General features: G+C 64.4%; 12 protein-coding genes. 5 read left to right on the top strand and 7 right to left on the bottom strand.

Annotated features, from left to right (window positions below):
* Nucleotides 1-124: 124 nt before the first annotated feature.
* Both QM797_RS04365 and QM797_RS04360 read right to left on the bottom strand, forming a co-directional pair.
* Nucleotides 125-1,027 carry a universal stress protein gene (locus QM797_RS04365; RefSeq protein WP_283273909.1) on the bottom strand — a complete coding sequence of 301 codons (903 nt, stop codon included), beginning with the start codon at nucleotides 1,025-1,027 and terminating at the stop codon, nucleotides 125-127.
* Nucleotides 1,024-2,025, bottom strand: coding sequence for an Acg family FMN-binding oxidoreductase (locus QM797_RS04360; protein ID WP_283273908.1), 1,002 nt, complete (start codon nucleotides 2,023-2,025; stop codon nucleotides 1,024-1,026). The genes QM797_RS04365 and QM797_RS04360 overlap by 4 nt, the downstream gene beginning before the upstream one ends.
* Before the next feature lie 223 nt (nucleotides 2,026-2,248).
* On the opposite strand from QM797_RS04360, the gene ilvD reads away from it, so the two are divergent.
* Entirely contained in the window at nucleotides 2,249-3,976 is a 1,728-nt protein-coding gene (gene ilvD / locus QM797_RS04355) for a dihydroxy-acid dehydratase (RefSeq protein ID WP_283273907.1), read from the top strand.
* A gap of 210 nt (nucleotides 3,977-4,186) precedes the next feature.
* Here ilvD and QM797_RS04350 read toward each other — a convergent pair whose 3' ends face one another.
* Nucleotides 4,187-6,340 carry an MFS transporter gene (locus QM797_RS04350; RefSeq protein ID WP_502942259.1) on the bottom strand — a complete coding sequence of 718 codons (2,154 nt, stop codon included), beginning with the start codon at nucleotides 6,338-6,340 and terminating at the stop codon, nucleotides 4,187-4,189.
* Nucleotides 6,341-6,475: 135 nt separating this feature from the next.
* Between QM797_RS04350 and QM797_RS04345 the strand changes: the two genes are divergently transcribed.
* Nucleotides 6,476-7,147: a TetR/AcrR family transcriptional regulator gene (locus QM797_RS04345; RefSeq protein ID WP_283273905.1), complete on the top strand. Its 672-nt coding sequence runs from the start codon at nucleotides 6,476-6,478 to the stop codon at nucleotides 7,145-7,147.
* Between the two features lie 86 nt (nucleotides 7,148-7,233).
* On the opposite strand, the gene QM797_RS04340 is transcribed toward QM797_RS04345, so the two are convergent.
* Together QM797_RS04340 and QM797_RS04335 are read right to left on the bottom strand one after the other, a co-directional pair.
* Nucleotides 7,234-7,890: a chymotrypsin family serine protease gene (locus QM797_RS04340; protein ID WP_283273904.1), complete on the bottom strand. Its 657-nt coding sequence runs from the start codon at nucleotides 7,888-7,890 to the stop codon at nucleotides 7,234-7,236.
* 66 nt (nucleotides 7,891-7,956) lie between these two features.
* Nucleotides 7,957-8,685: a DUF6319 family protein gene (locus tag QM797_RS04335; protein ID WP_283273903.1), complete on the bottom strand. Its 729-nt coding sequence runs from the start codon at nucleotides 8,683-8,685 to the stop codon at nucleotides 7,957-7,959.
* Nucleotides 8,686-9,152: 467 nt separating this feature from the next.
* Here QM797_RS04335 and QM797_RS04330 point away from each other — a divergent pair, with 467 nt between their 5' ends.
* Genes QM797_RS04330 through QM797_RS04320 form a run of 3 tightly spaced genes read left to right on the top strand, consistent with a single transcriptional unit; the run spans nucleotide 9,153 to nucleotide 13,898 of the window.
* Nucleotides 9,153-11,450, top strand: coding sequence for a glycerol-3-phosphate 1-O-acyltransferase (locus QM797_RS04330; RefSeq protein WP_283273902.1), 2,298 nt, complete (start codon nucleotides 9,153-9,155; stop codon nucleotides 11,448-11,450).
* Nucleotides 11,447-12,874, top strand: coding sequence for an HAD-IB family hydrolase (locus tag QM797_RS04325; protein ID WP_283273901.1), 1,428 nt, complete (start codon nucleotides 11,447-11,449; stop codon nucleotides 12,872-12,874). The genes QM797_RS04330 and QM797_RS04325 overlap by 4 nt, the downstream gene beginning before the upstream one ends.
* The gene (locus QM797_RS04320) at nucleotides 12,867-13,898 is read left to right on the top strand and encodes an adenylate/guanylate cyclase domain-containing protein (protein ID WP_283273900.1); all 1,032 of its coding nucleotides are present in this window, start codon (nucleotides 12,867-12,869) and stop codon (nucleotides 13,896-13,898) included. Before QM797_RS04325 ends, QM797_RS04320 begins: the two co-directional genes overlap by 8 nt.
* Here the strand turns inward: QM797_RS04320 and QM797_RS04315 are convergent.
* Together QM797_RS04315 and QM797_RS04310 are read right to left on the bottom strand one after the other, a co-directional pair.
* A complete protein-coding gene (locus QM797_RS04315; RefSeq protein WP_283273899.1) occupies nucleotides 13,880-14,941 on the bottom strand; it encodes an MSMEG_0565 family glycosyltransferase in 1,062 nt (353 codons plus the stop codon). The two genes, QM797_RS04320 and QM797_RS04315, sit on opposite strands and share 19 nt — an antisense overlap.
* Nucleotides 14,938-15,789: a carbon-nitrogen hydrolase family protein gene (locus tag QM797_RS04310; protein ID WP_283273898.1), complete on the bottom strand. Its 852-nt coding sequence runs from the start codon at nucleotides 15,787-15,789 to the stop codon at nucleotides 14,938-14,940. The genes QM797_RS04315 and QM797_RS04310 overlap by 4 nt, the downstream gene beginning before the upstream one ends.

The raw sequence follows: 15,789 nt of genomic DNA, 5'->3' as shown, positions 1-15,789 counted from the left end.
TCATCGCATAACCAGTTCTGCGTCTGTGTCGATATCGGTGCGGCATCCGCTCGATTCGTGCTCGACGTAAAAGGTTTCGTAGCCGCGCGGGTCGGCGCCGCTCAGACCGGTGCTCCGTCGTTCGTCATCGCCGGGCTCCTTCTGTCGTCGAGTCTCTGCAGATCATCACCGGGCAGCGGGCGTGCCGCGTGAGGTTGCTGCTGGTGGATCCGAACAGTGCTCTGGCCACCACTCCTCGACCGTGACTGCCGACCACCACGAGACCGGCTCGCTTGGACAGGTCGACCAGCAGGTGTGCCGGGTTACCCTGTTGCACAATATGTTCGACGCCGACATCCGGATATTTCTCGGCCCACCCGGCCAGACATTCCGACATCAGCATCCGCTGCTCACGCTCGATCTCGATGGTGTCGGCCGATCCAGGTAGCGACGATGCCGCACCCTGGGACAACGAGTTCCACGCAAGCGCGGCGATCAACGACACGCCGAACAACGAGGCCAGTTCGAAGGCTTGCTCGACGGCCACCTCGCTGGTCGCACTGCCGTCGATACCGACGAGAATCGGTGCGTCGACGGCGTCGGCTCCCTCCCGCCACACGATCACCGGGCACTGGGCCGCGTTCGAGACCTCCTGCGCCGTACTCCCGAACAATGCGCACACGATCGGGCCCGAACCGGAATTGCCGACGACGAGCATCCGCGCGGTACGAGAGAGTTCGATCATCATCGCGCATGCGGACGTCTCCTCCACCGAGGTGGTCACGGCACTGTTCGGATGCCGGGCCAGCACAGCGGCAGCAACGTCGGTGACGACGAGTTCGGCCGCGCGCCGCTGCTCGTCCCACACCTCCCTCGGTATCACCGATGCGGGCTCGCCCGGGTAGAACGCGGGTTGCTGCACGGCCTGGGCGATGTGCATCGGAGAGCCCAACCTCTCTGCGATGGTCGCTGCCCAGAGCGCAGCGCTGACGCTACTGGGCGAACCATCGACGCCCACAACGATTTTTTGATGAGCTGCAAGAATCACGATCGTCTCCTGTTCGGTGTGCGGGCGGGCGCAGACAGCACCGACGCCACGGCGTGTCGCGGGGTTCGGGGTGGCGGCGAGCCGATCATGGGGGTGCCGATTCGAATCAGCACCTGCGCCAGGCCGTTTTGCGGGGCCAGGGACTCGACCAGGTGCCTGCTCCCCGACTGTTCTGTCAGGTGCGTCAAGGGGCACGTCGCGAGCCCGTCCGCGGTTGCTGCCAAGAGGAATGCGGACATGGCTCGGCCGCACTGCAACCAATCGAGGCGTTCGTCCGCTGCCGTGCCGAGCAACACCACGGTGGACTCGTCCTCGACCGGCTCGGTTGTGACAGTTCTGGCGACCCGATGCGGTTCGGGAAATTGTCGCCCGACCTGCACCCTCGACGCGTCGGCCCGGCTTGTCAGGGCCTCCGGCGGAATTCCTCCCGAGCGGAACGAGTGCCCGGCCCACCATCGGATCTCCGCCTGATAGGTCGCGTCGTACTTTCGCACGCTCGCGCTCAGCGTCGAGGCCTTCGCCAACGTCTGTTTGGACTCCGCCGACAGGACGGTCGTCTCGGTGCCGTAGTGCGCCTGACCGAGGTACCGCGTCAGAATGCGATTGCTCGGCACCGGTCCGAACGCCCGCCGATCCGAGTGGCGGCGGTTGATCGCAGCCAACAGATCGAACTCGTGCGAGCGAGGATGCGCGTCGTGAACGAACCGAACATGCGCGAGATGATCGGGCGCACCCGGTGTGGGCAGCAGATCGATCTCGGTAGTCCACCTCAACGCCGCAGCAGCCTTGTCGAGGTGGTCCAACGCTGCCCCACAGCTCAACACCATCTGTCGCTCGGTCGGGTCTATCACCCCGAGCAACCGCGAGCTGTCGGTGTAGAGATCGAGTCCGCGTGCGGAGTAGGTCCACCGCCACGGCTGACTGTTGTGCACCGACGGCGCCCGACACGCGAGCTCCACCAGCATCTCCACCACGGCCGTATCCGGCTGATCGTTCATCGTCTCTCCTCGACCTCCCACCGCGATGCGGTGGCTCCACACCACTGTCGCCCCCAGCTCGTGGTGCTCGACAGGGCCGTTCGTCACTCGGTGGAGGGCATTTGAGACAGAGGAGTTGGGTGCAGGCCGATCGACGACGGCAACCACAGGTTTAGTGTTGACGGTGAATGCGACTCAGGAGCGGAACCTGAGGACGCGGATCCGCCGACCGCTCAGGAGAGTCATGACGACCCCGCAGAATCCCACGGAAAAGCAACCCACCGACATCGACGTCAAACCGCGCAGTCGCGACGTCACCGACGGGTTGGAGAAGACCGCCGCCCGCGGCATGCTCCGCGCCGTCGGAATGGGCGACGGCGACTGGGGCAAGTCGCAGATCGGCGTCGCGTCGTCGTGGAACGAGATCACCCCGTGCAACCTCTCTCTCGAGCGCCTCGCGAAGGCCGTCAAGAAGGGCGTCCACGCGGCCGGCGGGTACCCGTTGGAATTCGGCACCATCTCGGTATCCGACGGCATCTCGATGGGGCACGAGGGCATGCACTTCTCGCTCGTCTCCCGCGAGGTGATCGCCGACAGCGTCGAGACCGTCATCAGCGCCGAGCGTCTCGACGGTTCCGTCCTGCTCGCCGGCTGCGACAAGTCTCTGCCCGGAATGCTCATGGCCGCAGCACGTCTGGACCTGGCGAGCGTGTTCCTCTACGCCGGTTCCACGCTGCCCGGCTTCGCGACCCTGTCCGACGGCAGCGAGCACCAGGTGACGATCATCGACGCGTTCGAGGCCGTCGGCGCGTGCTCGCGCGGACTGATGTCCCGCGAGGACGTCGACACCATCGAACGCGCCATCTGCCCCGGCGAAGGTGCCTGCGGCGGCATGTACACCGCCAACACCATGGCCAGCGCAGCCGAGGCCATGGGAATGTCGTTGCCCGGCAGCGCATCTCCACCCGCACCCGACCGTCGACGCGACGGGTTCGCCCACGCCAGCGGTGAGGCCGTCGTCGACCTTCTCCGACGCGGCATCCGCACCAGCGACATCCTCACCAAGGAAGCGTTCGAGAACGCAATCGCCGTCGTCATGGCCTTCGGTGGCTCGACCAACGCTGTGTTGCACCTGCTGGCCATCGCCCACGAAGCTCAGGTGGAGCTGACTCTCGCCGACTTCACCCGCGTCGGCGCGAAGGTTCCCCACCTCGCAGACGTCAAGCCGTTCGGCAAGCACGTCATGACCGACGTCGACGCCATCGGCGGAGTACCCGTCGTGATGAAGGCCCTGCTCGACGCCGGCCTGATGCACGGCGACTGCATGACGGTCACCGGAAAGACCGTGGCGCAGAACCTCGCTCATATCGCACCGCCCGATCCCGACGGCAAGGTGCTGCGCGCACTCGACAAGCCGATCCACCCGACAGGCGGCATCACCATCCTCGAGGGCTCACTTGCTCCGGGCGGGGCCGTCGTCAAGTCTGCGGGCTTCGACTCCGACGTATTCGTCGGTACCGCACGAGTTTTCGAGCGTGAGCGCGCGGCCATGGATGCTCTCGAAGACGGCACCATCGCGGCAGGCGACGTCGTGGTCATTCGCTACGAGGGCCCCAAGGGCGGACCGGGAATGCGTGAGATGCTCGCCATCACCGGTGCGATCAAGGGCGCGGGCCTGGGCAAGGATGTCCTGTTGCTCACCGACGGACGGTTCTCCGGCGGCACTACGGGCCTGTGCGTCGGACACGTGGCCCCCGAAGCCGTGGACGGTGGCCCCATCGCCTTCGTCGAAGACGGTGACCAAATTCGACTCGACGTCGGCAAGGGCACCCTCGATCTTCTGGTCGATGCAGCCGAACTGGAGTCCCGCGCACAGGGCTGGGCTCCGTTGCCGCCGCGCTACACCCGGGGAGTGCTGGCGAAGTACTCGAAGCTGGTCGGCTCGGCGTCCCACGGTGCGGTGCTGATCTAGCACTCACCCATCCCCTGCTCCCCACCCCCGCCGTTCCCCCGCTCACCTCCCCGCTGTGTCAATGGACCGTTGCATACGTCTCGGCGGTGCAATGGTCCATTCACGCGAGTACACCGTGCGCGTCGATGGCACATTGCATACGTCTCGGCGGTGCGATGGTCCATTCACGCGGGCGGGTGTGATCCCAGTGGGGTGGGCGGGCGGGGAGAGCTACAGCGGCATTGCCCACATCGAGCTCGAGCGTTCCTTGAACTCGGTGCAGTTCGCATGTTGCGTGCTCGCCCTCTGGTAGAAGGTCTGCAGCGAAGCATCGCGTTGCACCGGCTCCGGCGCAGCCGGGAGGTCGCTGAGTTCGAGTGCGGCGTCGAGGGCTTCCTCTGCCTCGACGCGTCGGGTGCGCGCCAGGTTCGACAACGCGAGCTGGTGAATCGTCACCCGCTCACCGGACTTGGCGTTCACACTGGCCTGTCGGGCGACCGATGCATCGAGTTCGTACACCTTCGAGGCCAGCTGGTAGATGCTGGGGCGTTCGAGTTCTGCGTCCACCAGAGCCGGCTCGGCCACGGTGCGCGGCGGTACAGTCTTCGGCACGACCTTCGGTGCGTCCTCCTCGGCGGCACGTAGTGCGTGTCGCGCACTGGGCCTTTCGATTTTCGCGGCCGACGGCCGTTCCAGTAGCTGCTCGAGTTCGGCTACCTCACGTTCGGCTGCTCCATCCTTGGCCGGCGGAACGGCGAAGGGCACGATCGGCTCGAACGCGATCCTCTCCGACGACGTCGCCAGTGCCGCGCTCCGCGAGGGGATCAGCAGCGCCACGATCACCGTGCCGACGCCGAACACCACGGCGGCAACCAGGCTGGTGTGCGCTACTGCGTCGCCGAACGCGGCGATGGCATTGGCCTGCAAGTTGTCTGCGAATCCACTGAGAAACGCATTCTGGGCCCGGATGATATCTGACACGATCACTGCACCGGCAAGCGAATCCTGCGAAGCAGCAAGCCCTTCCGCGGCCTGCCCGGTGTACTGGCCGTTCGGTTGCTTACCGGGGAAGGTGCGCAGAAAGCCTTCGATTCCCTGGCGATAGGACGCGGCGAGCACCGAACCGAGCACGGCGATTCCGAGCGAGCCGCCGAGTTCGAGCGCTGTGTCGTTGAGTCCGCCACCCACACCGAGCTTGCTGTCCGGGAATTCGCCCATGATGGCGTCGGTGCATGGCGAGACGGACAATCCGATCGCGAGACCGAGCAGGGTCAGCACGGGTAGAAAGTCGGAGTACGTTGCGGTCGGGTCGATTCCGATCAGCGAGACGACCGACAGCGTTCCCACGATCATGCCTGCGGTCACGGTGACGCGGGGCCCGAACTTGGGCGTCAGCCACATCGTGATTCCGGATCCGACGAATACTGCTCCTGCCAACGGGAGAAGGTGCACGCCGGTCGACACCGGGCCGTAGCCCAGGGCGAACTGGAGGTACTGGGCGACGAAGTAGATGGCACCGAACGTGACCAGGAAGAACACGAGCACCGCAAGGGTGGCACCACCGAGGATGCGGGAGGAGAACATTCGGACGTCGAGCAGCGGATTGTCATGACGCAGTTCCCATCCCACGAAGCCCACGATCGACAGCAGTCCGACGAGCCCGAAGTACAACGGCCCGACGGTCCAGCCGAAGTGCATGCCCTCGATGATGGCGTAGACGACGGTCGATACGGACAGGACCGACAGCAGTCCACCGACCCAGTCGATCGCGCCGGGGCCCACGGCCCGCGACGGCGGAACCAGAACGACGGCTCCGACGATGGCCGCCAACGCAATAGGAACGTTGATCAGGAAAGTCGAATGCCAGGTGAAGCTCTCGAGGAGCCAACCCGCCAGCAATGGTCCGGCCGCGATGGCGAGTCCCGAGGTGGCCGCCCAAACGGTGACGGCGGTGGCGCGCTCGCGCTTCGGGAAGGTGGCGACCAACAGCGACAGGGTTGCGGGCATGACGATCGCCGCGGCGACTCCCATGACGATGCGCGCCAGGATGACGCCGAGGGTGGCGTCGGTGAGTGCCCCGGCGATCGAACCTGCCACGAAGATGATCAAGCCGAGAATCAGTGCCCCACGACGGCTGTAGCGATCGCCGATCACGCCGCACAGCAGCATCAGTGACGCATAGGGGACGGTGTAACCGTCGATCACCCACTGCAGGTCGCTGCTCGTCAGACTCAGGTCGAGAGTCATCGACGGTGCCGCGACCAACAGGGACGTATTGGCCATGACCACGATCAGCAGGCTCAGACACAGGACCACCAGAGCCGACCAGCGTCGTGGATACGGTTTGTGCATATCTTGGACAGGCGTCATCGCAAGCAACGTCATTGTGTTCCCCCCCGTTGGCAAAGTGCCGACACACCTTGCACAGTGCTGTGCAGCTTAGGAAGGATCGTCTAAGATCGGCAATCTTTTGTGGCGGCAACCACACTCTCCGCGCATGATCGTGCTAGTTGTTGACCTGTGCGAAAGACGACGGAGTCGAGATCGACTGCACGCGGTGCCGCAACGCCGCCCGTGCAGCGCAGTGACGCCCGATCGAACCGAGCGAGAATTCTCGATGTCGCACAACGGGTGTTGGCGGACAATCCGGATGCAACCATCAACGACGTCGCGGCCGCGGCAGGGGTGGTTCGGCGAACCGTCTACGCCCACTTCGCCTCTCGCGAAGCCCTGATCGACGGTATTGCACTGGAGGCGGCCGACAGCATCGCGTCGGCTCTCGGCCGCGTTCCCGCCGCCGACGAATCGGCCGTGACGGTCTTCGTCCGGCAGACGCTGGCCCTCACGCGGGTCGGCGACCAGTACCGCCTGCTTCTCGCTGTCGCACGAACAGATCTGGGCCACAACGGTATTCACAATCTTCTCGGCCCGATGCGAGAAGCGGCCGCCGCCGTCATCCGACGCGGTCAGCGGGAGGGCGTGTTCTCCTCGTATCAAGCCGCAGAGGTACTCATCCTCAATATCGAGGCGATTGCGCTGTCCATCCTCGAGGCCACCAACGCCGGACTGCTCACCGACCCAGCGGGGGCCGCCACGACGTCGAGCCTTGTTTTGCTGGGGATCGCCCCGGAGGATGCGGAACGAATCGTCGCCGATGTCCGGGCGGTCGACTCGTCTGCACGCGCCCGCTGACAACTCCGGGACCTTCGAAACGACGAATGTCCCGCCGGCGAGCAACGGATTGCTCGAGCGGGACATTCGGTACGAACTGTGGACCGTCAGGGAGCGGGGACGAATCCTGCGCCGAGTCCGTTGCCCTGATCTACATTGCGAAGGATCGCATCGAAGTTGGTGCCGACCTCGGGGCCGAAGCACGCTACGCCGAGGTAAGCGTTGACCATGCCGACGAGGGTGTTGCCGACGACGACCGGGCTGCCCGAGTCACCTTCGACGACGCACAGCTGAGCCCAGGTCTCCTGCGACTGCAGGATGTCGCCGTACGCGAGGCCGCAGGTGTTGCCGGTGGTACGGCCTTCCTTGCAGACGATGTTCGGGAACGCCGTCGGCGGGCCGACCTGAGAGATGGTCACGTTGCCGACGCGATTGATCGGAGCAACCTTGTCGCGCTGGAATTCGATGACGGCGTAGTCGTACTCCGGGTTGGAGAATGCGATGCGGCCGACCTCGCCGAGGGAGGTGTCGTACTCGGGAACGATGGTATCGCCCGATTGGCCACAGTGGCCGGCGGTGAAGCCGACGAGGTTGCCGTTGCGGTCGTTTCCGATCGTGGTCAGCGTGCACTCGGCCTGTCCACCGACGATGATCCCCGAGCCGCCGCCGAGAGCAGCTGGAGCGGCCGCGGATGCGGTCCCCACGCCGACGCTGGCTACGATTGCAGCCGCCCCCACGACGACGAGCATGAATTTCTTGAACATGTACTCCCTCTCAGCGGTGTCGGCAGAACCCTAGCAACAACACGTGTACGAACACGAGCGAGTGGTTCATACGTCCTGCTCGAGGGCTGCAAGGGTGGTGCGCGCCTCCTCCAGTTGGCGACTCAGTTCTGCAACGCGGCGAGCAGCCTCCTCGCGCGCGTGGGAGATGACGGCTTCGACCGCGTCGCGTGCGATGGGGTCGCCCAACTCTCGCACGGCCCTGCTCACCGACTCCGGACTCACCGGTTGCGCCTTGGTGGGCCGCTTCGCACCCTGGGTGACCGTGACCGACCAGTCGTTGTCCGCCCCGGCGTGAATAGTGACGCTGACCCCGCCTGGAGCCTTCTTGGCGCGACGAGCAGCCTGCTGTTGCGGCTGCGCCCTGGTTTGTTCCACCACTGCCTTGGGTTGTTCCACCACTGCCTTGGCAGGCACCGGCGCTGTTGTCGGCTTTGCCGCGACTGCTTCCGTCCGAACCGGGCCGGTGGCCACCGGCAGCGCGACCTTCTTCGCAGGGACGCGCTTGGCCGGTGCAGGCGGGGTTGCCGCGTTGCGGGTGATGCGCAATTCCTCTGCCTCGTAGGGCAATTCGTCGTTGACACCCTTCGGGCTGATGGTGACCGTGGTGCCGTCGATCGAGACCACCTTCGCCGACGTACCGTCGGACAGTCCGAGGCTGGGGTTCGGTTCACGGAGATAGACGGTGGCCCGACGCCCCTCGGCGAGCGCCGCAGCCAGCGTCGTCAGATTCTCTGGGGTCAACGAATCGTTCACGGCGCGCCCACGGGGTGGCATCGACTACCGGCCTTTCTCGAAAGTGTTTGCGAATACTGTCGCACAGATACTCGGTCGATGTCATCGACCGGGCGCGGGACACGTCGACTGCTTACCGTCGGGGGAATATCGCGAAGTGTCTGTTAATCCGAGTAACTGTAACCGCAAGTAACTGTTACTTGGATTAACGCATAGACTTGGTGGCCGAGAAAGCCGATGGCTCTCACTTTATACGACGGCCGTCCCGAGCGCCCGCCGAGTCCACTCGACGTGACATTCACTCTCGAAAAGTGCCCGTGGTCGTTCCGCAAGCTCCACTCCGGGACACTGAACGTCACATCGACTGCCGGCGTGGTACCCGCGAGTAGCTGTGCGCGTCGTCGAGAAATATCGTCCCGTCGCGACCTCGCCGAACCACCCTCGCGGCCGGTATCTCCCGCGTAGCCTGGCGACGTGCCTTCTTCTGTCGGTACGGAACAGGAGCCTCGATGTACCACCTCGACGCGGACGAACAGTCGCTCAGCGACGGTCCGCACGTGTATTTGCTCGACGCCAAATCCACCCTCGAGGTTCAGGCTCTGAATCAGTGGATCGATGCGACCACTCCCGACGGCGAGCCCCGGCCGCCGTCGGTCGTGTTGTCCGGTGAAGCGAGAACCTCACTGGCGGAGAGTGTTCGCGGGTACGCCGACGATCCGCTCCTCATTCCGTTGCGCGTAACGCTGTCCGATCGCAAGAACGGCATTCTGCACCGCATCTTCGCTCCGCGCGGTCGATCGAAGCCCACCCAGGTATGGCAGCGGTGGGTGGCGAACGACGATCCCGATCATTCGGCGGTGTTGGTCGGCGAGCCCGCGACCCTCCGTGATCTGCAGGATCGCTTCGAACGGGGCGGCGGCACCTCGCTCTCGTCGTTCATCCTGCGCCAGGCCAGTCTGGCGTTGGACAAGGCCGAGCGTGGCGTCATCGGCTCCGAGTACAAGATTCCGCGATTCGTCGTCGAGGACATGACGGAGCAGAAGAAGTTCCGCGACGGCATCACCGCGCTTGCGGACGAGGTCGGTCAGGACCGCGACGCAGTCGACAAGCGCGTCAACGACATTCTCGGTGAAATGGTCGCAACCGAGACCCGCCGGGCAGTGGAGATGTGGGGCACCCTCGGGGCGTATTTCTCGCGGGCGTACAAGGTCGACGTCGATCGCGATCAGCTGCAGAAGGTCCGCGAACTCAACAAGAACTATCCGTTGGTGTTCCTACCCAATCACCGTTCCTACCTCGACCCGCTCGTGCTGCGCCCGGCGCTGCTGGCCGAGGGTCTGCCGCTCAATCACGTCATGGGCGGCATCAACGTCGGCTTCTGGCCGCTGGGTCCGATCGCCAAACGCAGTGGCGTCGTGCTCATTCAGCGCAAGTTCTCCGACGCGATCTACAAGTGGACGCTGCGTCAGTACATGAGTTTTCTGCTCAGCAAGAGGTTCAACCTCGAGTGGTACATCGAAGGCGGACGCAGCCGCACCGGGAAGCTTCGTCCGCCGAGGTTCGGCCTGCTCACCTATCTGGTCGACGCCCTGGAGTCGAGCGACGCCGAGGACGTCTATCTGATTCCGACGTCCATCACCTACGACCGTCTGCACGAGGTCGGCGCGATGGCCGAGGAATCGCACGGGGCGAAGAAGCAGGCCGAGGGCATTCGGATGGCCATCGGGTACATCCGTGCGCAGGGCACGTTGCGCGGCAACGTGTATCTGAACTTCGGCGAACCGATGTCGGTGGCGTCGATCGTCGCCGAGAACGCCGACAAGCGAGTCGCGGTCCAGAAGATCGCGCTCGGCGTTTCCCACGCGATCAACGACGCCACACCGGTGACCCCGGCGGCCTTGGTCACGATGGCCCTGCTGGGCATCGAGGATCGCGCACTCAACGTCAACGAGATGTGGGCCATCATCGCCCCGCTCGCCCGCTACATCAAGCGCCGCAACCTGCCCACCGCGGGCGGCGTCGACATCGCCGACGTCGATGTGGTGCGTTCGGCCGTCGTCGCACAGGTCAACGCCAACGTGGTCAAGCGATTCGACGATGGCCCCGAGCCACTGTTCTATCTGGCTCAGGACAAGCATCTGGTCGCAGCATTCTTCCGCAACAACGCAATTCACTTCTTCGTCATGCGTGCCATCGGAGAACTGGTGGTGCTGCCGACCAGCGGCGATTCGGCACCTCTGACGCAGGAGTTGCTGTGGCAGTCCGCGCTGCAATTGCGCGATCTGCTCAAGTTCGAGTTCTTCTTCGGCGACAAGAAGGACTTCGGGCAGCGGCTGGAATCCGAGGTCGACCTGATCGACCCGGACTGGCGAACCAAGATCAGCGACCCCGATTATGCTGCGCACCAACTACGATCGCAGGATCTGCACCTGGCGCACCGTGTACTGCAGCCGATCTTCGAGGCGTATCAGGTAGTGGCAGACCAGCTGATGCTGCTGCCGCAGAGCGGCGAGTTCGACAAGCCGAAGTTCATCGCGGAGTGCCTCGGCGCCGCTCAGGCCAGGCGATTGCGTCAGCAACTCGATCACAGCGAGTCTATTTCCGGCGAATTGTTCGACACTGCACTGCAATTGGCCGAGAACAGGGATCTCGTCGATTCCGGCTCCGACGGTGTCGCGCGCCGACGCAGAGACTTTGCACTCGAGATCGACGAGTGGGCCCGCAAGGTTCGCACGATCCGAGACATGGCCCACCAGATGCTGCGTGAGGTAGAACCGATCTCGGCCCCCGAGGAGAACAATTCATGACCGAGTTCGACGATCGACTGATCGCGATCGCCGCCGCACCACCGGGCCGAGACACCGTGGCATTCTTCGATCTCGACGGCACGCTGATCAACGGATTCTCCGCCCGCGCAGTCTTTCTCGAACGTCTCAAGACCCTCGACGTGACGGTGAAAGAGCTGTGGGAGATCTCCAGCGCCGTCGTCGAGATGCGGATGCGCAACTCCCCCGTCGACAATCTGATGGGCAAAGCCGTCCGCGGTTTGGAGGGCCGTCGGGAGGAAGATCTGATGGAACAGGCATACACGCTGTTCCGCAACGAGATTGCGCCGATGATCTACCCGCAGGCTCGTGCCCTCGTCGAGGCTCACCGACATGCCGGGCACCGCCTGGTGATGGCTACCTCGGCCACGCCGTACCAGGCACTGCCCGTGCAGCAGGACATGATGTTCGAGGAATTGCTGTGCACCACCCCCGTCGTCACCGACGGAATCCTCACCGGCGAACTCGTCGGCGATTCACTGTGGGGTCCGCGCAAGGCGCAGGCAGCGATCGACTACGCCGAGCGTGAAGGCATCGCCCTGGCAGGCTGCTTCGCCTACTCCAACGGCGGCGAGGACGTGCCGCTGCTCGAGGCCGTGGGACGCCCCGTCGCCCTCAATCCCGACCCCGATCTCGCGCGCTATGCCGCCAAGAAGAACTGGCCCGCGCTGACGCTGGAAAGCCCGAAGCGCGGCACGGATATCACCTCGGCCGTACGCAGCACAGCGGCGCTCGGATCGGTGCTCGCAAGCGCGTCGATCGGACTGGGCCTTGGCATTCTGACGCGGAGTCGCCGCACCGGTGCCAACATCACCAGCACCATTGCGCCCGACATCGCGCTCACTCTGGCCGGCGTCAAGCTCGACGTCACCGGTACGGCAAATGCCTGGTCGGCCCGCCCGGCCGTCTTCATGTTCAACCACCAGAGCACTGCGGACTCGATCATCGTCACGTCGATCCTTCGGCGAGACATCACCGCAGTGGCGAAACGCGAACTCGAACGCGACCCGCGATTCGCGCTGCTGGGCAGGATTTTCGACGTCGCCTACGTCGATCGTGGTGATCCCTCACAAGCGCGCGAAGCGATGCGCCCCGCAATCGAGAAGCTCCACAGCGGTATCTCCGTCGCTATCGCACCCGAGGGGACACGGATGCCGACGTCACGTCTCGGCCGATTCAAGAAGGGCGGCTTCCACCTGGCTATGCAAGCAGGTGTGCCCATCGTGCCCATCGTCATCCACAACGCAGGTGACGTGATGTGGAAAAAGGATTTCACCGTCCACTCCGGTACGGTCAGGGTCACCGTCGGCGAGCCCATCCCCACCACGGACTGGGAGCCCGACAAGATCGACGAGTACGTGGACGATGTTCGTTCCTATTTCGACAGAACGTTGGGATATGCCTGAGAACCAGATCAACTCGGTAGTACAGACGGAAATCGAGCGAAATCTACTGGGCGGCGAGCCCAAGTACAACCGTGCGGACATCGTCGAGAAGTCCGGCATTCCACTCGAGCGAGTCATTGCCCTGTGGATCGGGATGGGTTTTCCCATCCACACCGATACCGAGGCACTCGTCTACACCGACGCCGATCTGGAAGCTCTGAAGCTGATCACTGCACTGACCGCGCAGAAGGTGATCAAGCCCGAGATGGAGGTCGCGATCGCGCGGACGCTCGGGCAGTCCATGTCCAGGCTCGCGGAATGGCAAGTGGGCGTTGTGAACTCTCACATACTCGAGCGCATCATCGACAGCGACGACGACAAGAACGACATCGACGCGATCCGGCGCAACGCCCGCGCGATCGCGGCAGAAACCGTCCCCACCCTCGAAGCACTGCAGGGATACACCTGGCGTAGGCACCTGGCCGCAGCCGCCGGTCGATCCATCGCCGCGCCCGACGACGCCACCGAAAGTCCCACGATGGCCGTCGGGTTCGCCGACATGGTGGGATACACCAGCCTGACGCGTCGGCTGGACATCGGTGAGTTGACGACTCTGCTCGAGGAATTCGAGTCGCTGGCCACCAATATCATTGCCCGCGGGCGTGGTTCGGTGATCAAGAACGTCGGCGACGAGGTGATGTTCAGCGCGCAGAGCCCCGAGGACGCCGCTCACATCGCACTCGATCTGCAGGACGCGTTCGCCGAGCAGGAAGACATGCCGGATCTGCGCGTCGGGCTGGCTTGGGGACCGGTGCTGGCACGGTACGGAGATCTGTACGGCTCGGTGGTCAACATGGCCGCGCGTCTGACCAGTTCTGCTTATCCGGGAACGACTCTCGTCGACACGGTGATGACCGAGGAACTGCGCCACGATTCCGAGTTCTACTTGAAATCGATTCGCTCACTGCGGGTCAAGGGTTTCCACAAGCTCAAGCCTCATCGACTCGAACGCAACAAGCGGGGCGGTCACAAGAGCGAGGAGTAGAACTCGATGTGCCGACGCGCGGCCCCGTCCCAGGTAAGGCTGCGCGCCAACGCCAGCCCCGGTAGTGGATCTCGCGACTCGTGGAGCGCACGGTCCAACTCGCTCGACATGGCCTGCACCGACGATGCGTAGGTGACGCTGTCTCCGAATACTTCTCGCAATACCGGCAGATCACGCGCCACCACCGGGATCGACGCGGCGAGCGCCTCCATGGCAGCCAGGCCGAAGCCCTCCTTCGTGGAGAAGAACGGCAGCACGGCGGACTGCGCCACGAGGTGCGGCAGTTCGCCATCGTCGACGGTTCCGAGTATCACCGGCTCGATGCCGAGTTCTGTTGCACGACGGTCGAATTCCGTCCGATAGTCGCGATAGTCGAACAGCGTCTCGCCGCCGGCGAACACCAGTTGCACGTTGCGTCGAGACAGCCCGGCGAAGGCGTCGAGTAGATCGAGACTGCCCTTGCGTGGTTCGATACCGCCGACGGCGAGCACGTATCGGCCGAACTTTTCGCGCCAGTGCGTTCGACCGGACTGCGCAGCGGCAGTGAATCTCTCGGCGTCGACGCCGTTGGGGATGACCGTGGGTTCGACTCCCCATCCTCGGTGTACATCGCTCGCTACCGCTGCCGATACGCAGATGCGTGCGTAGGGCGCGGTGATCGCGCGTTCGTGACACGCCGCCAGTTCGGGCGTGGTGAACTCGTCGAGATGATGGATGGTCCTGATACAACGACCGACGGCGTTTGCGGAGATGCAGTCCTGAGCATGGACGATGTCGTATTGGTCCGGCGTGAACGCCTGTCGCAGAACGTCTATCGACCGCAGTATCCGCTGACCGACACTTTCGTTCTCCCGCTGCGGAAACGGCACCATCCGCACGGTGACGGCCGGGTCGACCGTACGAAAGAACTCACTGTCGCCGCCGCGGCCCAGAGACCACACCGAAACGTCCTGCCCGTAGCGCGCCAGCGCCTCGGCCAAGGCCAGCGTATGCACTACACCGCCGCGGGGTTTGGACGAGTAGGTCAACAGTGCGATCTTCACTGATCCGGCTTCTCCTGCAGCAAATTGGGGTAGGCGTCGACGCGACGTTCGGCGAGGTGGTGCAATCCTCTGCGGGCCCGGTCGACTTCGGCGTCGACATCGATCTCGTGCACGGCCAGGCCGCCTTTGGACCACGTTTTCGCCAGTACGTCACCACCGGGTCCGACGATCTTCGCTTGCCCCAGGAAGCGTAGCGACCCCATCACCCCGGTCTGGTTCGACGACACCAGCACCACCTGATTCTCCGCGGCCCTGGCGGCGTCGTACAGATCGAACAGCCGGGACTGCCGGTCGTTCGGCAGCGAGGACGCCCGATCGGTGACGCTGGCGGGCCATGCCGACAGTGCCGCAATGATTCTCGCGCCGTCGAGCGCCAACGCTCGCGCCGATTCCGGAAAAGTCTTGTCGTAGTCGATCAGCATGCCCATCCGTCCGACCGGAGTATCGAAGGCCTCGAACCGATCGCCGGCCGCATAGGCCAAGGACTCTCCGAGTGGCTGGTGCACCTTGCGGTGACTGCCGAGAATCCCGTCTCCAGTCAGGCACGCAGCAGCGTTGTACCGCAGGCCTTTCGACAACTCGGTATATCCGATGCAGACCGTCATGTCCCCTGCCGCCGCGATGATCGCGGCCAGCTCGGGACCGTCCGGATCGAGCGTCGGCGGCAACTCCGCGGGATCCGGATTCCTCAGACTGTCGATGTAGCCCCCGAGGGAGGCGTCGGGCAGCACCAGGAGATCGAGACCCTCTCGGGCCGCACTGGAAATGATCGTGGTGATCTTCAGTACGGCCCGATCGACATCTCTGCCGAAATGCGCTGCCAGCGCGCCGATCTTGATGGGGGCCAC

The sequence above is a fragment of the Rhodococcus sp. IEGM 1381 genome (assembly GCF_030056795.1).
GTDB lineage: Bacteria > Actinomycetota > Actinomycetes > Mycobacteriales > Mycobacteriaceae > Rhodococcoides.
Note: the sequence above shows the minus strand (reverse complement) of the source record. Positions and strands in the feature narration are given on the sequence as shown.